Source organism: Arthrobacter tumbae (assembly GCF_016907495.1).
Taxonomy (GTDB): domain Bacteria; phylum Actinomycetota; class Actinomycetes; order Actinomycetales; family Micrococcaceae; genus Arthrobacter_D; species Arthrobacter_D tumbae.
This window is the reverse complement of the sequence record NZ_JAFBCC010000001.1, coordinates 292,409-312,545: the sequence shown is the minus strand read 5'-3', so window position 1 is coordinate 312,545 and position 20,137 is coordinate 292,409. Positions and strand designations below refer to the sequence as shown.

The following is a 20,137-nucleotide window of genomic DNA, read 5'->3' as shown; positions in this document are numbered from 1 at the left end:
GTGGCAGTCCGGCGATGAGCTTCTTCTGAGGCGGTCGGGTAACCTTGACCCCGCGGGCGCATGCCGCTTGCGCACTGCCGAACCCAACCCAGGAGAATTTGTGAACGTTGACCTCGTCGTCGTCGGATCGGGCTTTTTCGGCCTAACGATCGCCGAAAGGGCCGCAACAGAACTAGGGTTGAAAGTTGCAGTCCTGGACCGTCGTCATCACATAGGCGGGAATGCATACAGCGAGAACGAAAAGCAGACAGGCATCGAGGTTCATCGGTACGGGGCACACCTTTTTCACACCTCGAACGAGCGGGTGTGGGAGTACGTCAACAGGTTCACCGGTTTCACCGCCTATCAGCACAAGGTCTACACAAGCCACAAGGGCGAGGTGTATCCGATGCCGATCAACCTTGGCACGATCAACCAGTTCTTCCGCGCATCCATGAGCCCGGGAGAAGCACGGGCGTTGATTCAGGAGCAGGCGGGTGAGTTGGCCGGGACCGACCCTGAAAATCTCAATGACAAGGGAATCCAACTCATCGGACGCCCATTGTACGAAGCATTCATCAAGTACTACACAGGCAAGCAGTGGCAGACGGATCCCAAGGATCTTCCAGCGGAGATAATTTCTCGGCTGCCTGTCCGATACACGTACGACAACCGCTACTTCAACGACAAGTACGAGGGACTTCCGGCGGACGGCTATACCGCATGGATTGAACGCATGGCGGCGCACCCGAACATCACCGTAGAGCTGAACACCGATTTCTTCGATGACGGACACGCCTACTCCCGAAGCGCCACTCTGGGTCAGGTGCCAGTCGTGTATACCGGGGCGGTTGATCGGTACTTCGACTATGTCGAAGGGGACTTGTCGTGGCGGACGATCGACCTTGAGGAAGAGGTGTTGCCGATCGAAGACTTTCAGGGATGTCCTGTCATGAACTATCCGGACGAGAACGTTCCATATACCCGCATCCACGAATTCAGGCACTTCCATCCCGAGCGCGACTACACGAAAGACGCCACCGTCATCATGCGCGAGTATTCCCGCTTCGCCGAAAAGGGAGACGAGCCATATTACCCGGTCAATACAGAAGCTGACCGTGCAAAACTCCTCGCGTACCGTGACCTTGCAAAGGGGGAGGACATGGTCCTCTTCGGCGGGCGCCTCGGCACCTACAAGTACCTCGACATGCACATGGCCATCGGTTCAGCTCTATCGATGTACGACAATAAAATCAAGCCCCACTTCGGGGGCGGCGCGAAGCTGGAGAGCGGGGGAATTGACGCATGAACACAGTACGCATGGCTACTAATTCGGCGACCGGAATCGATACGCGATGGGAGACAGTCCAGCAGATCATTCTTCCCACCGAGGCGAATGTCGATACTGCGCCGCTATACCTGGACACGGGAAGCGCACTGAGTGTCCAGCTCAACACTATGGACGGCAGTGCCTTCAACGACAAGGCCTCGCAGAGCAGCTTCGGCAGCGCAAAGGAGATCCATGCTGAGGACTTTCGGTCCCGGCACTCGACCTCGATCCGGCGCGGCGAACGTGTGTCCTTCGGTAGTTACTTCAATGCCTTCCCTGCCAGCTATTGGCGCCGCTGGACCTCCGTCCAAAATATTCGGCTGCGGATAGACACTCTCGGGGCCGGCAGCGTTAGTGTCTACAAGTCGAACGCCAGGGGATCCCTGCAACACGTCGATACCAAGCGTGTCGTGGACCCCGGCACAACGACCTTCGACCTTTCACTCACGCCGTTTGGCGACGGCGGGTGGTACTGGTTCGACCTCGTAGCGGCATCCGAGGACTTTGTCCTTGAGTCTGCGCAATGGCAGGCGCCCGCTCTCGGTAAGCCGTCCGGACAGATAACCCTCGAAATCACGACCCTGAACAAACCGGACTTCTGCCTGAACAACCTGAGAATTCTCGCAGAGAATCCCTCGAGCCTCGAAAATCTCAAAGAGGTACTCGTAGTGGACCAGGGCACCAAGAAAGTCGCCGACGAGCCCGGATTTGACGGGGTGCGAGCAGCACTACAGGGCAAGTTGCGCATCATCGACCAGGACAACCTAGGGGGATCGGGTGGGTTCGCCAGAGGAATGTATGAAGCCGTTGAAAACGGCAGCGACTACGTTCTGCTGCTCGACGACGACATAGTGATGGAGCCCGAGAGCATTTCCCGACTCCTCACCTTCGCCGATCGGTGCAAATCTCCCACCATCGTGGGTGGCCACATGTTCGACCTCTACAACCGAACTGTCCTCCACACCTTCGGCGAGACCGTCAACCCCTGGCGGTTCCAACCCGACCAGCCTGTTGCCGAACAAATTCTCGGACACGACTTCGTGCGCTCCAATCTCCGCCAGACGCCGTGGCTGCACAGACGGGTGGATGTGGATTACAACGGCTGGTGGATGTCCCTGATCCCGACAGCCACAATCCGCGACATTGGGCTTTCCCTACCCGTCTTCATCAAGTGGGACGATGCCGAGTACGGGCTGAGGGCAAAGGCGGCGGGCTATCCAACAGTTTCCATGCCCGGCTCCGCCGTATGGCACGTTTCTTGGATCGACAAGGACGACCTCGTTGGATGGCAGGCATACTTTCACACCCGCAACCGAATGATCGCTGCATTGATACACAGCCCGTATGAGCATGGCGGTCGAGTGGTCAGAGAGTCCGGCTACATGGACATCAAACACCTGATTTCCATGCAGTATTACACTGCAATGGGTCGGGTGCAAGCGATGCAGGACGTCCTGAAGGGACCCGAGCAGTTGCACGCTATCCTCTCGACCAAGCTTCCGGAAATACGGGCCATGGCGAGCCAATACCCTGATTCGCAATTTCGAAACGACCCAGACGCCTTCCCCGGCGCAAGGATGGATAAGCCGCCGCGCCATGGCCAAGGATTCTCAGCCCCCTCCTACCTCAAACTCGTACCGTGGGCAGCCAAAACGATCGCTCGTCAGCTCAGTAAGCCTGTGCTGCAGTCCAGCAAGGAGCGTCCGCAAGCGTTTGTGGCGCATCAGGACAACAAGTGGTGGCGAATGTCGCAATATGACAGTGCAGTGGTTTCGAACGCTGAGGGCACTGGCGCATCCTGGTATCAGCGGGACCCGCAGAAGTTGCGGGCGCTGCTAGCAGAGTCGGCACGCCTCAATGCCGAGATTCTGCGGCACTGGCCCCGTCTCCGCGAGCAGTATCGTGCAGCGCTGCCCGAACTCACGTCGTTCGAATCGTGGAAAAAGACGTTCGAGGCTTCTTCCCAGAAGAGTCAGGGAGATTGAGCGGGGAACTGGTTGCGCCTGGACTCGGGCGCGGCTTGAAAGACGTACTGCGATCTCGGTACCTATTGCAACTTCTGGTTGCTAAGGAGCTCAAGGTCCGCTATCGGGGATCGGTGCTGGGACTCCTCTGGTCGTACGTGAAACCCGGCGTGCAGTTCGTGGTCTTTTGGTTCGCGCTTGGTGTGTTCTTGGGAATGAATCGCAATACCGAAAACTATCCTATCTATTTGTTTTCTGGGATTATTCTCATCAATTTTTTTACCGAGGCGCTCGGCAATGCCTCCCGTTCGATTGTCGGCAACGGTGGCTTGATCAAGAAGATCTACCTGCCGCGGGAACTTTTTCCAGTCGCTTCAGTTTGGGTTTCCGCCGTACATTTTTTTCCGCAGCTAGTGGTCTTGCTTGCCGCTTGTCTTTTCACTGGATGGACGCCGGGAATTTTTGAAGTAGCTGCAGCTGCGGCGGGATTCGTGATCGTTGCACTCCTTGCGACTGGATTGGGGCTGTTCTTCGGCGCCGCAAATGTCTATTTCCGGGACTCGGAGAATTTTGTCGATATGTTGTTGATGATAGCCACTTGGGCTTCCCCGGTGCTCTACTCATGGACAATGGTTCGCGATACCCTAGGCACGGGTTTTCTTGCTGTTTACCAAGCGAATCCGCTCACTATTGCCGTGGAATTGTTTCACTTCGCGTTCTGGAAACCGACGACTACGTCGATCACCGATGCCGCAACAGCGGCACCCCCGAACCTCTTCGGAGTGTGGTTACCGATAGGAGTTGCGACGGCGGTTCTCGTCATTGTGCTCGGTCAGTACACTTTTCGACGCCTTGAGGGGCGTTTCGCCCAGGAGCTATGAGTGAGTACGGCTATACACGTTCACAACGTTTCAAAGCAGTTCGTGCTGCGGCACACGCGGTCTATCAAGGAAGCATTCGTTTGGTTGATGAGGGGCCGAAAAGGCGACTTATCAGAGAAGTTTTTTGCTTTGAGGGGTGTCTCGCTCGAGATTGAGCAAGGTGAAACGGTCGCGCTACTCGGACTGAACGGCTCGGGAAAATCAACCCTGCTGAAACACATCTCTGGTGTCATGCTTCCGGATGTCGGTACGGTGCTCACACGAGGAAGAGTCGCTGGTCTGATTGAAGTGGGGGCAGGGTTTCATCCTGATCTCAGCGGTCGGGACAATGTCTATCTCAACGGTGCAATTCTCGGCATGAGTGAGAAGCAGATAGAAGCGTGCTTTGATTCCATTGTCGAGTTCTCCGAAATCGGTCAGTTCATCGATACCGAAGTGAAGTTTTACTCTTCGGGTATGTACCTGCGTCTCGCGTTCTCAGTAGCCGTCCACACCAATCCTGAGGTCTTTCTGGTCGACGAGATACTCGCTGTCGGGGACGAGCCGTTTCAAAAAAAATGCATAGCCAAAATCAAGGAGTTGGCGGCGGCTGGCCGAACCCTAGTCGTTGTAAGTCACGACTTGGACCTTGTTTCGCAGATCTGCGAGCGTGGCATTCTGCTCGAGAACGGACACATCGTGATGGACGGGTCGGTAGGAGACGTCGTCGCTAGGCTAAGGTCATAGCGCACTGTGAGGTCTCAGCAGGTGGTGATCTCGTACAGAGTCGCCTGACCTTCTGAGTCAAGGACCCTCAAGCCTGGCTGACCGGCAAGACCCTCAACTCCGGGATAGAAGTGGTCGCCTGCATGGATCTCCTTGCCCGCGAATTCAAGCACATATTGCACTCCAGTGCTCTCAAGGAGTGGACAGATCGCCGGGTTGGTGGCCGCTTGGTCGAGCTCCATGAGCAACTGAAGGTTCTCCGGTGCTCCGGTGGTCCCCAGATGCGGAGTAAGTACCTCAACTCCTGAAAGCGCGTACGCATATGCCATCCCACTCCATGGATTACCAGCAACTACAGCATCATCGGGGACATGCTGAGGAAGTCGGCCAATGAGCTCCCGCTCATCAACGGACAGAGCAGACTCCTCGTTGAGATCGTAGTTCAGCCTATGTGCTTCACGAACTGGCACGCTGACGGAGGGGCCTTGAACGAGGGGGACAAGCACTGCGACCGCTGTGATTGTGGCGGCGATTGCGGGTACCGTCGTCGTCAGGCGCGGATGGACCCGCTGAAGCACGATGTGCTTTCCCCGCTCCTGTAGGTGTTGTGCGGTTGCGGTTACGATCCATGAGCCTCCGATCGAAGCGAGGACTATCGTCGTGACGGGCAGCAGGGCTGCAAGCCTGAAACTGTCGTTGTACCAAACGCCGGTGATGAGGTTTCTGAAGTCGCCCTGTGGCTCTGACGAGGCCACGACATAGAGAAAAGCTGTCACGAGGAATATGCCGAAACCCCACCATGTCCCTCGCTTTAGCACGATGTGAAGTAGGCCGGCGAATGTCAGGAACATGATCATCCACGCTGCTGGTTCCCCCATAGGAGCTGCGGCGAGGATTTCACCTACCGCGCGCGCGTTGGTTTGAAAAGGTTCCCATTGCGATGCAGTTTCACTGGGACGGAGTTCCTGCCACAGCACGACTACGGCAGCTGTGTAGCAGACAAGCGCGGCGAAAGACGGGATGAACCGGGCGGCATGTGCTCTCCGCCGCCTGAGCTGGCGCCAGTGGCGAACCATGGCGACACCGCCGAGAGGGAGGAACAGGGCGGCAAGGGCCATCAAAGTACTGGGATGCGCGAGGCCGAGGCCTGGGAGACTGGCGAGCAGCGCAAGGAAACTGACCATCCATGGCTGGCGGTTATCGCTGCTTACCCTTAGAACCATGGCCGCAAGAGCAACGCAGGCGGGAAGCAGCGCAACAGAGAGGAAATTCGGGTAGAGGACGCCGAAATCAAGGAGTAGGTAAGGAAATGCGCTGAAACCGCTCGCGAGTACCCCGGTCACCAGCACGGGAATTGGACGGTTACCGGTTATCCGGGTGCATAAGAAGATGCAACCGATAGGCCAGACAATCGCACCAACTGCGATACTGGTGGCATTCACAGCGACCGGGATCGATGTATCCGTTGCCTGGATAAGTAGCGAAACGAGGCCATGCCAGGCCGCTGGGTAAAAGGACGGATCGTCGCCACCTGTTGGCATACCACCCAGGCTCAGCGAGGAGGCTGATCCGGTGTCCATGATGTAGCGCAAAGCATTTAGATGGAAGACGCCATCGTATGTCTGCGAAACACTCTCGGGACGGCCGAAAAGCTGGGTCAAGCGCCATCCGATAATCGCGCCAGACAGAGTCACCGCGAGAAACAGGACAGCAGAGCGAAGACTAGGCCGGTTCAAGCCCCGGAGCCCGATCCTTCGTGGTCTTCTAGCACCGGTGAAATGGCGGACAATGACGCCTCCGATGGCAAGAGCAAGCGTTGGAAGCACCAGCCACCAAAGAGACCAATCGCTACGGAGGGCGCCCGCCACGATTGCCGACATTGATACAACGCTCGTGGTCAGAGGCGCCGCCAACCCAAGCCTGCTCATGCCCTTGGCGCCGCAGCCGGCAGCGACGACGTATCCGGGCAGGAGGATCAGGCCCACAGCGCCCACGACTACTGGCAGTACCTGCCACCACGACATTCAATCTCCTGAGCTTTCGTTTATGCGCCGGACTGTACCTAAGCAAAACTTCAACCAACGATACAAGAGCATTCCGACGCTACGGGCTTCGCGCCAAGTGCAGGCTTCACCCTATGGGATACTTGGCTGGTGAGTCGTACGTGGATCGTGATGCCTATGTTCAACGAGGCAACTGTCGTTGGGGAGGTGATCCAGGGTCTTCTCCCCTCATTTCCTTATGTTGTGTGTGTTGACGATGGAAGTGACGACGATTCGGCGGCTGTCGCGCGGGCGGCCGGAGCCGTCGTGGTTGAGCATCCATTCAACCTGGGTCAAGGAGCGGCGTTACAGACGGGATTTGAGTACGCTCTTCAGGATCCAGGGCTGGAGGCAGTGATCACTTTCGACGCCGACAGCCAGCACCGAGTCGAAGATGCCGTCGCAATGCTTGAGCGGCTAAGGTCCGGTGAGGCCGACGTTATATTGGGGTCCCGCTTCCTGGACAGCCGAACAAAAATTTCCCCGTTGAAGCGCCTTGTGCTCCGCACCGCCGCCGTTCAGTCCAGCCTGAGTACCGGGCTGGAACTCACTGATGCTCATAACGGATTGCGAGTCATCGGATCTGCCGTATTGAAGCGTTTGCACTTGACCCAGAACCGTATGGCCCACGCGTCGGAGCTCATTCAGCAACTCGCGCAAATCAAACCGCGCATCGTTGAGCATCCAGTCGAAATCGTGTACACGGAGTACTCGAAGTCCAAAGGTCAGTCACTGCTGAACGGCGTCAACATTCTGGCCGATCTCTTTTTTAGGTAGATATGCTCTTCATTGTTCAGACAGTACTGGTGCTGGCGGTCGCCGTCGGAGCTTTGGCGCTGATGCGCGGCGGCACGAACGCCCGCCACCTCGCCATCCGCCGAATAATGCTCATGGCGTTCGCGCTCGTCGCGGTGTTTTCCATATTCTTCCCCGTTGTTCTCACTAGAATTGCGCAGGCATTGGGGATCGGCCGAGGTACGGACCTTGTTCTCTATGCGCTCATCGTGAGCTTCATGGTGTTCGTCGCTTCGACCGCCCAGCGCCATCGCCGCATGGAAGACGCTGTGACGAAGCTGGCGCGTCGGCTTGCGCTCGACGAGGCGCCTCACCCTGATGGGGACTCGACGAGACCGCTACGGGGAGCGTGCCCATCTTGTCATCCGCGAAACGACGGTTAGGTTGAGCAAGCCAAGAATATGAAATCTCTGATAAGAATCAACCGGCGTTTATTGGCCGTCCTGCCCGAATCTGCCACCCGCTTCCTAGTGCGTTATGCGCTCCTGCTTTCATCGCTGTCGCTCCTCGACGTGGTCGCCCTAGGTTTGTTGGCGCTACTCATGTCAAGCATAATTTCGGGAGATCCGCTGACATTGGGCCCGGTTGGGCCCGTCGATTCAGTGAGTGGTTACGTTGTACTGCTTGTCATCTTCTGCGGTTTGATCATGCTGAAAAGCGTCCTCAATATAGTGCTCTTGCGCGTTGCAACCTCGAGATTCGCTGCTCACGAAGTCTCGATTGGAGACCGGCTTCTTGCCGCCTATATGCGTGCGCCTTGGGTGGATAGGTTGAAGCGGAACTCTGCCGAGCTTGTCCGCTCGGTTGATTCAGGAGTTGCAAGCACGGTTTCGGGAGTGCTGATGCCTTCCATGGGCTTAGCGGGAGAGATTGTCTCCGTGGTTGCTGTGCTCCTTGTGCTGTTCGTTTCCAACTGGGTCACAGCGCTGACTGCAATCGTCTATCTCGGTGGAATCGCGTTGATTCTTTCTCGTGTCATCTCCCGCCGGGCAGTGGCCAATGGAAGAAGGAACAGGCAATTCTCGTTCCGAACTGTCCGACTACTCACCGAGGCTGTGGGAGCTCTCAAGGAAATCACCCTGAAGGGCGCAACAGACGATGTCGAACGGGCAGTGCACAACAATAGAATTCATTCCTCAAGAGCGCGAGCGATGGCGGTATTTCTGGGACAAGTTCCACGGTTCGTCCTGGAAGCGGCCCTGATCGGTGGGTTTTTGCTTGTCGGAGGTATGGCGATGATTACTGCGCCGGAGGGCGTGGACCCCGTGACTAATGCGCTCGCTGCGATCGCCATTTTTGGTGTTGCCGGGTTCAGAATTGTCCCTTCGCTGACGCGCTTCCAAGCCATCCTGTCGATCGTGCATTCGAGTACGCCTTTTGCAGAGCAAGTACTTGAGGACATCGAAGAAGCGGAAAACAGTGCACGTGCGGTCGACATAGTCGATCAAACCAAGCTTCCTGAAGGCGTCCCAACCATCGATTTGAAGGATGTCACCTTCTACTACCCGGACGCCGAGCAGCCCGCTCTCGATTGCGTTTCGATGAAGATACCGTCGGGTTCGCGAGTTGCAGTCGTCGGGGCGTCCGGGGCCGGCAAATCAACTTTCATCGACTTGATTCTGGGGTTACTCCTTCCCAGCTCGGGGCAAGTGCTTATCGGCGATGTTCCCATGGGAAGCGTCTTGGTCTCCTGGCGATCACGAGTTGGTTACGTGCCGCAGGAGGTTTCGTTATTCGACGCGCCGATTGCCCAGAACGTGGCGTTGACGTGGGATCCTGACGAAGTTGATGAGAATCGAGTACGAAGCGCTCTACGTCAAGCTCAACTTCTTGAGACGGTTGAAGGCCGTGAAGGGGGCATCTGGGCGCCGGTGGGTGAGCGTGGAATGGCCCTCTCGGGTGGCCAGCGGCAACGTCTGGGTATAGCCCGCGGTCTGTACGGGCATCCCGCCGTTCTGGTGCTCGATGAAGCTACAAGTGCTTTGGATACGTCTACCGAGGCTGCTGTAACGGAGGCGATACGGGGATTGGCCGGGAACGTTACCACCATCACTGTCGCTCACCGGCTGAGCACTATCCGGGACAGTGACGTAGTCTTTTTCTTCGCCGACGGGAAGTTAGCCGCTCGGGGTACATTCGAAGAAGTTGTAGATCAAATGCCTGATTTCGCCAGACAAGCCGCCCTGGCAGGTCTGGCGTGAGTTACAAACGATGACCAACGAGAAAGAGATTAATCCCTCGATGTTGACCGATAACAACAAAGGCACTCGGCTGCGCGTCCTCGTCCTTTCCTTTTCTCCCATCATCCGTGACCCGCGAGTGCTGCGGCAGGTCCGGCTGTTTGAAGAGGTAGCTGACGTCACCACATGCGGCTATGGGGAAGCGCCATCGGGCGTCGTCGAACATATTGAAGTTCCTGCGCACCTCGCCGGCTGGCGTTCTGATTTCAAGAAGACGGCTCTCTTACTCGGTTTGCGGCGACATGAGCAGCTGTACTTCGGATCTGAACGGATACGTTACGTGCAGGACCGGATTCCCGAGGGGAAATTCGACGTGATATTCGCCAATGACGCGTTGGCGGTCCCCGCGGCCATATCGTTGAAACCGCGCCTTGGTGTTCATGCAGATCTTCACGAATATGCGCCAAGGCAGGGCGAGGACCGACTCCAATGGCGACTTCTCATTGGTCCATTGATGAACTGGGCTTGCAAGCACTACGTGACCAAGGCAAATTCGGTCTCTACGGTGGCCCACGGCATCGCGGAGGAATATGCAAAGGTATACGGCATAGATCGTCCGGTAGTCGTACCTAATGCGTCAGCATACGAACCTTCGTTGAGCCCCGTGCGCACTCAAGCGCCGCTTCGAGTCGTGCACGCCGGGGCTGCAGCTCGAGCTCGCCGAATCGAGGTCATGATTGATGCGGTCGCACGTGCTAACGAGTTGAAGCCGGGTACGGCCACCTTCGACGTCGTGTTGGTGCCTGGTGATCAGAAATATATCGACGAGCTGAAACGAAGGGCCGAATCGAAGGGTGACGGTTCGATTCGGGTCCTTCCACCTGTAGGGTTCAAAGAGATCGTTCCTATGCTTCATCAGTACGATATAGGCTTCTACCTTTGCCCTCCACTCAACTTCAATATGATGCATGCTTTGCCAAACAAGATCTTCGAGTACGTGCAAGCGCGGCTCGCGGTTCTCATTGGGCCGTCGCCCGAGATGAAGCGGTTGGTGGAGGAACACAACATCGGCTCGGTTTGCTCATCCTTCGATGCAGATTCAGCCGCTCACGAGCTACTGAACCTGTCGCCGAGCCAGGTGGATGTGCTGAAGCGGAATGCTCACGAAGCGGCCGCATCCTTGAATGCCGAATCTCTTACCAAACCGTGGCTTGAGGCTCTTTCTGTGCTGACCAGATGAACAACGTGGACGCTAGCTCGCAGCAGGACAAAAATATTCGGGCGTTGCACGTGCATGACGCGGCAGGCGTGGGCCACGACTTGGTAACGACCGCCAACGAGATGGGCCTGCGCTGGCAGACGCTTCCTATGCCCTCGAGCTATAAGTGGCGTTGGCCTGGGCCTTTGAACCACGTACTGATACGCGGCCGACGAACCCTATGGGATGCAAATATCGCGATGCGTGGCCGCTTCGTCGATGTGGTTCATATCCACACCGGAGGGCTGGCGCCTCACGCACGCTGGGTAAAGTCACCGTGGGTGCTGCATCTTCATGGCACGGACATAAGGACGAGACAGTACGAAGAGAGTTGGCACAATAAGATTCAGTACGGTCTCCAGCGCGCGGCTCGTATAGTTTACTCAACACCCGATTTAGCAGAGCACGTAGCATCTGTCAATCACAAAGCAACATATCTCCCGCTTACCGTGCGAGTTGAAGAACTGCCTGATTGGAAACCATTTAGTGGTCGCGTCGTATTCGCATCTCGGTGGGACGATGTGAAGGGTGCGCAGACGCAAATCGAGCTTGCCCGGCTATTGAGAGCGGACTACCCCCATCTTGAGCTACATGGCCTCGACTGGGGTAAGAGGGCGGTCGAAGCCGCAGCAGCGGGTGTCACGCTTTCACCGAGAATGGGCAAAGAGGAGTACACGCACTGGATCGCAAGCAGCAGCGTCGTGGTCGGCCAGATGTCTACGATCCTCTCGGTTAGCGAATTACAAGCCTTGGCAATCGGCGTGCCAGTGGTTAGCAGTTTTGACCAATCGTTCTATCCAGGTTTGAGGAAGCTGAACGAGCGGGATGCCCCAGGAGCTGTTGCACCATTGATAAATCAGATAGTCAGCGATCCAGTGCGGGCTGCAGAGCTTCAATCCGGCCGACAATTTATCATCGAGAATCACTCCTCACGACGTGGCGTGGAGACTCTGTTGCGTGTCTACCGGACTTTAGTTTAACTGTCGATCCGTACTGAACGCGTGTAGTGCAGACGGGTAGATTCAAATAAGTTGAGCAATTGTCTTTGACCCATCCCAGACCGCCAAGGGTTGCCGCCCGCCCCCCGGAGTCTGCGACCCTCCCTTCTCCGTTACCATCGGTCACAGCAGCGGTCCGATGGAGGAACACGATATGGTTGCGCAGGAAGTTTCCGCTCTAGTTCCTAAAACGGTAGATGAAGGCGGCCATCGCGTCTCGGTTGATCTGCTGTAGCGGCCGGTAGGTGCGGGTTCCGTCGGTTTCGGTCCAGCCGGTGGAGATTCCAGTCTCGGCGAGCCAGGCAACTTCTTCGTAAAACTTTTGGTCGGTCGAGACGTCTCTGAAGGGCGAGGTTTTTGGCGCCGTGTAAGTCGGTGTGTCTGCCAGGCGGTACATGAACGCGGCCATCGCGTCGCGATTGATTGGCAGCAGAGGGCGATAGGTGCGCGTTCCGTCGGTCTCGGTCCAGCCGGTGGAGATTCCCGTCTCGGCGAGCCAGGCCATCTCTTTATAGAACAGCTGATCCGGGGAGACGTCTTTGAAGGGCGAGGTTTTCGGCGCAGTGTAAGGCGGGGAGCCTGCAGTGCGGTACATGAATGCGGCCATCGCGTCGCGATTGATTGGCAGCAGTGCTCGGTAGGTGCGGGTTCCGTCGGTTTCGGTCCAGCCGGTGGAGATTCCAGTCTTGGCGAGCCAGACCATCTCTTTGTAGAACAGTTGGCCCGTCGAGATGTCCTTGAAGGGCGACAGGGGCGGGGCCGTGGCGGTGGCGCCCCTAACAAAGGAGGCAAGACCAGCAGCAGAACCGTTCCACACGTTGGAGTCGCCGACGAAGGGACCGGTGGAACTGTACTGCCAGAACGAATAGGTCTTCCAGCCATAGGGGACCGGACCAGCACCAACCTCGTTGTAGGCAGCGACGTGCAGTGGATGGTCTGCAAATGCAGCCGTGTTGCCGATGCAGTAATTCCACCAGTTAGTGGCCGTGTAGATCATTGGTAGGCGCCCGGTGCGGGCCTTGATCGTGTTTGAGAAGTCGCGGATCCAGGAGATCAGCTCTGTAGGAGACATCGCATAACAGGTATCACCTTCGCCCGACGGCATTGTCTTAGCGTTGTACGGGTTGTACTCGATGTCCAACAAAGGTGGAAGCGTCTTTCCATCTGAAGACCACCCGCCGCCGTTGTCGACAAAGTAGTTGGCCTGTTCCCGTCCGGATGTGAGCGTCGGCATGGCGAAATGGTAAGCGCCGCGGTACATACCCACGTTGGCGCTGCCGCTGTACTGCTGATTGAAATTGGGGTTCTTATAGAAGGTTCCCTCACTGGCCTTGACATAGGCGAAGCGGGCACCCTGTGCCCACGCAGTAGTCCAGTTGACGTTTCCCTGATAGGCACTGACATCCATGCCCTGTATGCCGGGCGGACGCCACGATCCCGCCATCAGTTCGGATTCAGTCGCGGCGGCTGCTTCAGGAGAGGCAGTTGGGCTGCTGGATTCGACCTGTATGAGCTCTCCCAAACGCTCCGGTGAGATCCGGGTTTGAGGGGTGAGTCCTGCTTGCAACCGCTCGAGCCCCTGTCCCATGTAGGCGCCGTTTCCAACATCGCCGATACCGCTTCCGCCGAGCGGTGGCGAGGCGTTCTCGGCCTTCGCAGGCTCCGAGAGGAGTTCCGCATCCGCCGTCGGCACCGCCGTCGGTGTCCCAGTTGAAGTTGGAAGAGGCATCGGCGCCTCAGTTCCTACCGCGGGCGTCATTCCAGCGAGGAGGCCAAGAGTGACGAGCGAGGAGAGTGCGAAGGTTTTCGAGGTGCGGGAAGCTATCACGGGAGATCTCCAGATAGTGCAAGCCCCGGCAGGGGCCGGGCGTTTCCCAGAGAAGGGTACTTGCGTGCTACTTATGTGGCTAGAGGGACAGATGTTACGAGCCGCAGCATAGTTCTCCACAGGTCGCTTCATCGGGCTAGGTAAGTTGTTTCGCTGTGGCCTACGCTTTGAGGCAGGGAAACAACCTTTGATCGTGCATTACCAGTCTGACAGTCTCCGGCGTGCGCTTCCCTCCTGCATGCCTAATCCTTGGGGAAAACTATGGATGCAGTGCGCATTGTTGAGGATGAGGTGAGAGAACTCATCCGTCGTCGTGGTCTTGACCCGTCGCTACAGGGCCCGGAAGTGCGTCGGCTCGTGGAGGCTGCAGTCAATGACTACGACGAGCGGTCCCTCGTCGGTCCTCTGCCTCCACTTGGCCATCTGGAACAGGCCAGGCGCCATGTCTTCGACGCTGTTGCCGGATACGGTGCACTACAGCCGCTGCTCGATGATCCAGCCATCGAAGAAGTCTGGATCAACTCTCCCTCCGAAATTTATGTGGCGCGTGCGGGAGAATCTGAACTCACTTCGCTGACTCTCACCGAACAGCAGGTCCGCGACCTCGTCGAGAAGATGCTGAAGTCGTCCGGCCGCAGGCTGGACCTCTCTTCGCCTTTCGTCGACGCCTCCCTGCCGGACGGATCCAGGCTGCACGTCGTAATACCGGATGTCACCCGCAGGCACTGGGCAGTCAACATCAGGAAGTTCATCTCTCGCGCCACGCGACTTGAGCACCTGGTCGCGCTGGGGACCCTCTCGCCGCAGGCCGCGAGATTTCTCAACGCCGCTGTAGCAAGTGGGCTGAACATACTCGTCTCCGGCGCAACGCAGGCAGGCAAGACCACGATGCTCAATTGCCTCGGAGCGAGTATTGGCTCACGCGAACGGGTCGTGACTGTGGAGGAGATCTTCGAGCTTCAGTTTCCCTTGCGTGACGTCGTTGGTCTGCAGTGTCGGCAGCCCAACCTCGAGGGCCATGGCGAGATACCGCTGCGACGCCTTGTGAAGGAGGCACTCCGAATGCGTCCTGATCGCCTCATCGTCGGTGAGGTCCGGGAAGCTGAGAGTCTCGACATGCTTATCGCTTTGAACTCGGGCCTGCCCGGCATGTGCAGCGTGCACGCCAACAGTGCCCATGACGCAGTGACGAAGATCTGTACGCTGCCGTTGTTGGCGGGCGCAAACATCTCGAGCGCGTTCGTAGTACCGACCGTTGCCTCCTGCATCGATCTGGTGGTGCATTGCGTACGCGAACGATCCGGGCAGCGGCGGGTGGCTGAGATCGTTGCGCTGGGACGCCGGGTCGAGAACGGCGTGATCGAGACCTCGACTGTGTTCAAGCGAACCGATGGTGAGCTGCGTGCCACAGCGTCGAACATGCCAGCCGAGGAGAAGTTTGCGGCCGCCGGCTACACCGTCGCCTCCCTCCTGAGCCCGGCATGATCGTTGCAGTCGGCGTGGCCCTCGGAGCCGGCCTGTTCCTGATCTGGTGGTCGACCTGGGCGGTGCCGCCGCGTCCCGTCAAGGCCAGGCGCGGCATCGGCAAGGTGGAGGAACTGCTCCTGAGAGCCGGCGTCGAGCGGGTAACAGCCGGCGGTCTACTGGCAGCCAGCGGGGTTGCCGCCCTCTTCGTGTTTCTCTTTGTCTTCGTCTTCACCGGCACACCGGCCATTGCGGCCTGCTTCGCGCTCTTCGGTGGGGTGTCACCGCTCATGCTGGTCCGCTGGCGTGCGCGAAAGCGCACTGCCTCACTGCGGGAGCTGTGGCCCGATGTCGTGGACCACCTTCGGTCCGCTATCCGTGCGGGCCTGTCCCTGCCCGAAGCGCTGATGCAGCTGGGCGTGAAGGGACCGGAGGAATTGCGGCCGGCTTTCCGCGAGTTCGCCGGCGATTATCGATCCGGCGGACAGTTCGATCAGTCCCTCGATCGGTTGAAAGACCGGCTGGCTGATCCTGTGGCCGACCGCATCGTGGAGGCGCTGCGCCTCACCCGGGATGTCGGAGGCACCGATCTGGGCAGGCTACTGGGAACCCTCGCGGAATTCCTGCGTGACAGCGCAAGAACCCGAAGCGAGCTCGAGGCGCGCCAATCCTGGACCGTCAACGCCGCCCGGCTTGCCGTGGCAGCGCCCTGGATCGTGCTGGCTCTGCTCTCGACCCGTCCTGAAGCCGTCGCGGCGTACAACACAGCTGGCGGTGCAGTAGTGCTCATCGGGGGACTACTGGTTTCGGCGTTCTGCTATTGGGTGATGCTGCGGATCGGCGCCTTGCCCGACGACGAGCGGGTGCTGAGCTGATGGAGTTTGCATTGGCTGCACTCGTGGGCGCAGGTCTGGGGTCCGGGCTCTGGCTGATATTCGTTCGACTGCCGATCATGCGTCAGCCGCGTTTCGTCGAGCGCATCGCTCCCCAACTCAAATCCGTAGACGTGAGCTCCAGGCTCTTGCATACCCAGACTGTGACTCCCTTTGGCCCGCTGGAACGAATCATCCGTCCAGTGGCGCGCGACGCGGTCACCTGGCTCAACAGGTTCAGTCCGGCGTCGTCCGTTCTCGCGCGCAGGCTGGAGCAGGCGGGCCGCAGCCAATCCGTCCTCGACTTCCGTGCTGAGCAGATCATCTGGGGGAGCATCGGGCTCGCAGCATCGACGACAATCCTCCTCACCCTTGCAGCCTCCGGCAGCTTCAATGTGATGCTCGCGATCCTCATCGTCTTCGGAAGCGCTGCCGGCGGCTATCTCCTGCGCGATTATCTGCTGGGCGCACAGATAAGGAAGCGGGAGAGCCGCATCCTCGCAGAATTCCCAAGCCTCGCCGAGTTGATGGCCCTCGCCGTCAGCGCGGGCGAGAGTGCCACCGGCGCACTGGAACGTATCTGCAGGACAGGCCACGGCGAGCTAACCAAAGAATTTGCCCGCGTTCTTGCCGAGACCCGAGCCGGAACGCCGCTGATGCAGTCCCTGCAAAACTTCTCGAACCGCACTCAACTGGCGCCGCTCGTACGGTTCGTTGACGGCATCAGTGTGGCAGTAGAGCGTGGAACCCCGCTCGCCGATGTGCTCCGTGCCCAGGCTCAAGACGTCAGGGACCTCTCCAAGAGGGAACTCATGGAATCCGCCGGACGCAAGGAGATCGCGATGATGGTGCCCCTGGTATTCGGCGTGTTGCCGCTCACCGTTCTGTTCGCCGTCTACCCGGGTATCGCCCTGATCAACCTTGGACTCTAAACACCCGATGTCTACCTTCCTGCCCCTACACAACACCACCCGAAAGAAAGGAACCAGCATGCGTCACCGCCTCATCGCACGCTTCCTGTTCACCATGACCCTTCTCCGAACCCGCGGGTACTTCCTGCGCACTACGGACCACCCCGAGCGCGGTGACGTGCCTGGCTGGGTGATGATCACGCTGATGTCAGCGGTCCTGGTGGCTGCACTTCTGGCTATTGCCTCGCCGGCGCTGGAGGGACTATTCAACGAGGCGATCAACCGCGTCAGCCCCTGACACGGTGCGTTTCCTCTCCCGAAGGATCAACGACCGGCACCGGCGTCGGCACTCGAACGAACGAGGCGCCGCAACGGTTGACTTCGCGCTCATTGGCGGCCTGCTCACGATCATCTTCATCGCCATCGTTCAGCTCACGCTGGTACTCCATGTGCGGAACACCCTGATCGATGCAGCCTCCTCCGGTGCGCGCTACGGGACTCTTGCCGACCGCTCACCAGCGGATGCAGCAGCGCGCACAAGCTCCCTGATCGCCGATTCGATCAACAGCGCCTATGCGCAGGACGTGTCGGTGAGCCGGGTCAACCGGGGCGGATCTCCGGTCCTTCAGGTCACGGTTCGGGCCCCCATTCCCGTGATCGGACTGATTGGTCCGTCCGGAACCATGGAGGTCAGCGGACATGCTGCGCTTCCTTCCTGAGCGCGTCCGTGCAGCCGGGCAACAGAACGACGACGACGGCAGCGCAGTTCTCGAATTCACCTTTCTTGGCCTGCTCCTGCTGGTGCCCGTCGTCTACCTTGTGCTGACTGTGGGCTCAGTGCAGGGGGCGTCGTTCGCCGTCGTCGGTGCTGCCGACCAGGCAGCGAAGGTCTTCGTTGACTCCGGAAGCCCAGAGGAGGCCCATGCCCGCGCGGAACAGGCTGTGGAATTCGCCATCAGTGATTTCGGATTTGCACCCGAAGACGCGGCCGTGATGATTACCTGCGCAGGCACCTGCCTGGAGCCTGGTTCGAGCGTCACCGTTGCCGTGGATCTTGAGGTTCCGCTGCCGCTGGTACCCACAATGCCCGGCCTCAACCCGTCAGCAGCCACGGTCGATTCGAGCGCAACCCAACTCGTGGAGCGTTTCGGGTGATGTCTCTGCGAACAGACGTGGACAACGACGAAGGCGAACAGGGGCAGATCACTGTTCTGATCATCGGTTACATTCTGCTCTCGCTCCTGGTGGTTGCAGTCGTCACAGCGGTCTCCGCCGTCTACATCGAGCACAAGAAGCTGCTCTCGATTGCGGACGGGGCCGCGTTGAGCGCAGCCGATACCTTTTCGGTCGCCTCCATAGACGCAGGCGGGGGGGAACCAGCACCTGCACTTGAGGCCGACTCGGTCTCGCGGGCTGCAGCAGCCTACCTTGAGCGGTCGGGCGCACTGTCCCGATTCAACAACCTGGACCTGGACCCGGCGACAGGAGCGCCGGACTCGCGAACCGCCCGGGTGGTTCTTACCGCCGTCGTCCACCCGCCGATCGTGAACTTCCTGATTCCCGCCGGCATCCCCATTGCCGCGACGGCTGATGCGCGAGCGGACCTGACGCGTTAGCCGTCTCCGCAGGACCATGACGTAGTCTTGAAACACCATGGCAGCTATTGATTTTTCCGCGGAGATCCGCGCCCTTCGTGCAAAATACGACTCCATCGTGGCAGTGACGGACGTGGAGGAGATCCGGGCGGACGTCGCCGTACTCAGCGAGCAGGCCGGCGAACCGAACCTGTGGGATGATCCTGCCGCCGCACAGCAGATTACATCCAGGCTGTCCCACAAGCAGACCGAACTCGACCGGTTGGCGAAGCTGACGGCCCGCATCGATGACCTCGAAGTCCTCGTTGAACTGGCCCAGGATGAGGACGACGAAGAATCACGGGTCGAAGCCGTCAAGGAGCTCACTTCCCTGAGTAAAGCCCTGGACGAACTCGAAGTCGTCACGCTGCTCGCGGGGGAGTGGGACGAACGCGAGGCCGTCGTCACTATCCGCTCGGGCGCCGGAGGAGTGGACGCTGCGGATTTTGCGGAGATGCTCCTGCGCCTGTACCTGCGCTGGGCGGAACGCCGCGGCTATCCGACCCAGGTGCTCGACACTTCCTACGCCGAAGAAGCCGGCCTCAAGTCAGCAACGTTCGAGGTCAAGGCCCCGTACGCGTTCGGCACCCTGTCCGTAGAAGCAGGTACACACCGCCTCGTGCGCATCAGCCCGTTCGATAACCAGGGGCGGCGCCAGACCTCCTTCGCGGCGGTAGAGGTGATTCCGCTGATCGAGCAGACTGACTCCATTGAGATTCCTGACAATGAGATCCGGGTCGATGTCTTCCGGTCGTCCGGCCCCGGCGGCCAGTCGGTCAACACTACGGACTCAGCGGTCCGGCTGACGCACATCCCCACGGGCGTCGTCGTCTCCATGCAGAACGAGAAGTCGCAGATCCAGAACCGGGCCGCAGCACTCCGGGTCCTCCAGTCCCGGCTCCTCCTGCTCAAGAAGGAGCAGGAGGACGCAGAGAAGAAGGCGCATGCCGGTGATGTCAAGGCTTCCTGGGGAGACCAGATGCGGTCTTATGTGCTGAACCCGTACCAGATGGTGAAGGACCTGCGCACCGAGCACGAGGTAGGCAACACGTCCGCGGTGTTCGACGGCGAGATCGACGACTTCATCGACGCGGGCATTCGCTGGCGCGCCAACAACCGCAACAGCGAGGCCTGAGCCGGAAGCACCGTTCCACCACGGCGGCGTCCGTTATAGATGCGCGACACACCGTGATGATGCCCGTCGTGGCGCGGATCTGCTGCCTATAGTCAAGGAGGCCGGTCTCCCTTTCCCCACCCATGCCCGTGTACCGGCGATGTTATGTGGGCGCAGAGTAG

At 58.9% G+C, this 20,137-nt stretch carries 19 protein-coding genes; 17 read left to right on the top strand and 2 right to left on the bottom strand.

Going from position 1 to position 20,137, the window contains the following annotated elements; all coding sequences use genetic code 11:
- Nucleotides 1-100: 100 nt before the first annotated feature.
- Genes glf through JOD47_RS01460 form a run of 4 tightly spaced genes read left to right on the top strand, consistent with a single transcriptional unit; the run spans nt 101 to nt 4,880 of the window.
- Nucleotides 101-1,288, top strand: a complete 1,188-nt coding sequence (gene glf, locus JOD47_RS01475) for a UDP-galactopyranose mutase (protein WP_204531309.1) — start codon at nt 101-103, stop codon at nt 1,286-1,288.
- Nucleotides 1,285-3,294, top strand: coding sequence for a glycosyltransferase (locus JOD47_RS01470; protein WP_239547969.1), 2,010 nt, complete (start codon nt 1,285-1,287; stop codon nt 3,292-3,294). Before glf ends, JOD47_RS01470 begins: the two co-directional genes overlap by 4 nt.
- Entirely contained in the window at nt 3,291-4,154 is an 864-nt protein-coding gene (locus JOD47_RS01465) for an ABC transporter permease (RefSeq protein ID WP_204531308.1), read from the top strand. The genes JOD47_RS01470 and JOD47_RS01465 overlap by 4 nt, the downstream gene beginning before the upstream one ends.
- Entirely contained in the window at nt 4,155-4,880 is a 726-nt protein-coding gene (locus JOD47_RS01460) for an ABC transporter ATP-binding protein (RefSeq protein WP_204531307.1), read from the top strand. It begins immediately after the preceding gene.
- A 14-nt stretch (nt 4,881-4,894) separates the two neighbouring features.
- Here JOD47_RS01460 and JOD47_RS01455 read toward each other — a convergent pair whose 3' ends face one another.
- Complete coding sequence (locus tag JOD47_RS01455; RefSeq protein WP_307836165.1) at nt 4,895-6,883, bottom strand: DUF6541 family protein; 1,989 nt, start codon at nt 6,881-6,883, stop codon at nt 4,895-4,897.
- Between the two features lie 156 nt (nt 6,884-7,039).
- On the opposite strand from JOD47_RS01455, the gene JOD47_RS01450 reads away from it, so the two are divergent.
- Genes JOD47_RS01450 through JOD47_RS01430 form a run of 5 tightly spaced genes read left to right on the top strand, consistent with a single transcriptional unit; the run spans nt 7,040 to nt 12,114 of the window.
- A complete protein-coding gene (locus JOD47_RS01450) occupies nt 7,040-7,678 on the top strand; it encodes a glycosyltransferase family 2 protein (protein WP_239547968.1) in 639 nt (212 codons plus the stop codon).
- Nucleotides 7,679-7,680: 2 nt separating this feature from the next.
- Nucleotides 7,681-8,079 (top strand): DUF2304 domain-containing protein, encoded by a 399-nt coding sequence (locus tag JOD47_RS01445; RefSeq protein WP_204531305.1) that lies wholly within the window; start codon nt 7,681-7,683, stop codon nt 8,077-8,079.
- A gap of 18 nt (nt 8,080-8,097) precedes the next feature.
- A complete protein-coding gene (locus tag JOD47_RS01440; RefSeq protein ID WP_204531304.1) occupies nt 8,098-9,897 on the top strand; it encodes an ABC transporter ATP-binding protein in 1,800 nt (599 codons plus the stop codon).
- 10 nt (nt 9,898-9,907) lie between these two features.
- Complete coding sequence (locus tag JOD47_RS01435; RefSeq protein WP_204531303.1) at nt 9,908-11,116, top strand: glycosyltransferase family protein; 1,209 nt, start codon at nt 9,908-9,910, stop codon at nt 11,114-11,116.
- Entirely contained in the window at nt 11,113-12,114 is a 1,002-nt protein-coding gene (locus JOD47_RS01430; RefSeq protein WP_204531302.1) for a glycosyltransferase family protein, read from the top strand. The genes JOD47_RS01435 and JOD47_RS01430 overlap by 4 nt, the downstream gene beginning before the upstream one ends.
- A 196-nt stretch (nt 12,115-12,310) precedes the next feature.
- On the opposite strand, the gene JOD47_RS01425 is transcribed toward JOD47_RS01430, so the two are convergent.
- Nucleotides 12,311-13,576, bottom strand: a complete 1,266-nt coding sequence (locus JOD47_RS01425) for a GH25 family lysozyme (RefSeq protein ID WP_239548206.1) — start codon at nt 13,574-13,576, stop codon at nt 12,311-12,313.
- A gap of 645 nt (nt 13,577-14,221) precedes the next feature.
- Between JOD47_RS01425 and JOD47_RS01420 the strand changes: the two genes are divergently transcribed.
- The 8 genes from JOD47_RS01420 to prfB all read left to right on the top strand — a co-directional run bounded on the left by JOD47_RS01420 (nt 14,222) and on the right by prfB (nt 19,976).
- Nucleotides 14,222-15,445, top strand: coding sequence for a TadA family conjugal transfer-associated ATPase (locus JOD47_RS01420; protein WP_204531299.1), 1,224 nt, complete (start codon nt 14,222-14,224; stop codon nt 15,443-15,445).
- Nucleotides 15,442-16,299 carry a type II secretion system F family protein gene (locus JOD47_RS01415; RefSeq protein ID WP_204531298.1) on the top strand — a complete coding sequence of 286 codons (858 nt, stop codon included), beginning with the start codon at nt 15,442-15,444 and terminating at the stop codon, nt 16,297-16,299. The genes JOD47_RS01420 and JOD47_RS01415 overlap by 4 nt, the downstream gene beginning before the upstream one ends.
- Nucleotides 16,299-17,228 (top strand): type II secretion system F family protein, encoded by a 930-nt coding sequence (locus JOD47_RS01410; protein ID WP_204531292.1) that lies wholly within the window; start codon nt 16,299-16,301, stop codon nt 17,226-17,228. The genes JOD47_RS01415 and JOD47_RS01410 overlap by 1 nt, the downstream gene beginning before the upstream one ends.
- Nucleotides 17,229-17,322: 94 nt before the next feature.
- A complete protein-coding gene (locus JOD47_RS01405) occupies nt 17,323-17,505 on the top strand; it encodes a hypothetical protein (protein ID WP_239548205.1) in 183 nt (60 codons plus the stop codon).
- Nucleotides 17,506-17,509: 4 nt separating this feature from the next.
- Nucleotides 17,510-17,926: a TadE/TadG family type IV pilus assembly protein gene (locus tag JOD47_RS01400; RefSeq protein WP_307836164.1), complete on the top strand. Its 417-nt coding sequence runs from the start codon at nt 17,510-17,512 to the stop codon at nt 17,924-17,926.
- On the top strand, nt 17,907-18,362 hold the full coding sequence (locus tag JOD47_RS01395; protein WP_204531290.1) for a hypothetical protein: 456 nt from the start codon (nt 17,907-17,909) through the stop codon (nt 18,360-18,362). Before JOD47_RS01400 ends, JOD47_RS01395 begins: the two co-directional genes overlap by 20 nt.
- On the top strand, nt 18,362-18,823 hold the full coding sequence (locus tag JOD47_RS01390) for a pilus assembly protein TadG-related protein (protein ID WP_204531289.1): 462 nt from the start codon (nt 18,362-18,364) through the stop codon (nt 18,821-18,823). Before JOD47_RS01395 ends, JOD47_RS01390 begins: the two co-directional genes overlap by 1 nt.
- Nucleotides 18,824-18,860: 37 nt before the next feature.
- The gene (gene prfB / locus JOD47_RS01385) at nt 18,861-19,976 is read left to right on the top strand and encodes a peptide chain release factor 2 (RefSeq protein ID WP_204531288.1); all 1,116 of its coding nucleotides are present in this window, start codon (nt 18,861-18,863) and stop codon (nt 19,974-19,976) included.
- Nucleotides 19,977-20,137: the final 161 nt, after the last annotated feature.

What these genes read in the sequence shown, in the direction of transcription:
- JOD47_RS01470 (WP_239547969.1), top strand. Translation starts at nt 1,285, where the DNA reads ATGAACACAGTACGCATGGCTACTAATTCGGCGACCGGAATCGATACG.
- JOD47_RS01455 (WP_307836165.1), bottom strand. Translation starts at nt 6,883, where the DNA reads ATGTCGTGGTGGCAGGTACTGCCAGTAGTCGTGGGCGCTGTGGGCCTG.
- JOD47_RS01450 (WP_239547968.1), top strand. Translation starts at nt 7,040, where the DNA reads ATGTTCAACGAGGCAACTGTCGTTGGGGAGGTGATCCAGGGTCTTCTC.
- JOD47_RS01445 (WP_204531305.1), top strand. Translation starts at nt 7,681, where the DNA reads ATGCTCTTCATTGTTCAGACAGTACTGGTGCTGGCGGTCGCCGTCGGA.
- JOD47_RS01440 (WP_204531304.1), top strand. Translation starts at nt 8,098, where the DNA reads ATGAAATCTCTGATAAGAATCAACCGGCGTTTATTGGCCGTCCTGCCC.
- JOD47_RS01435 (WP_204531303.1), top strand. Translation starts at nt 9,908, where the DNA reads ATGACCAACGAGAAAGAGATTAATCCCTCGATGTTGACCGATAACAAC.
- JOD47_RS01430 (WP_204531302.1), top strand. Translation starts at nt 11,113, where the DNA reads ATGAACAACGTGGACGCTAGCTCGCAGCAGGACAAAAATATTCGGGCG.
- JOD47_RS01425 (WP_239548206.1), bottom strand. Translation starts at nt 13,576, where the DNA reads ATGGCGGGATCGTGGCGTCCGCCCGGCATACAGGGCATGGATGTCAGT.
- JOD47_RS01420 (WP_204531299.1), top strand. Translation starts at nt 14,222, where the DNA reads ATGGATGCAGTGCGCATTGTTGAGGATGAGGTGAGAGAACTCATCCGT.
- JOD47_RS01415 (WP_204531298.1), top strand. Translation starts at nt 15,442, where the DNA reads ATGATCGTTGCAGTCGGCGTGGCCCTCGGAGCCGGCCTGTTCCTGATC.
- JOD47_RS01410 (WP_204531292.1), top strand. Translation starts at nt 16,299, where the DNA reads ATGGAGTTTGCATTGGCTGCACTCGTGGGCGCAGGTCTGGGGTCCGGG.
- JOD47_RS01405 (WP_239548205.1), top strand. Translation starts at nt 17,323, where the DNA reads ATGACCCTTCTCCGAACCCGCGGGTACTTCCTGCGCACTACGGACCAC.
- JOD47_RS01395 (WP_204531290.1), top strand. Translation starts at nt 17,907, where the DNA reads ATGCTGCGCTTCCTTCCTGAGCGCGTCCGTGCAGCCGGGCAACAGAAC.
- JOD47_RS01390 (WP_204531289.1), top strand. Translation starts at nt 18,362, where the DNA reads ATGTCTCTGCGAACAGACGTGGACAACGACGAAGGCGAACAGGGGCAG.
- prfB (WP_204531288.1), top strand. Translation starts at nt 18,861, where the DNA reads ATGGCAGCTATTGATTTTTCCGCGGAGATCCGCGCCCTTCGTGCAAAA.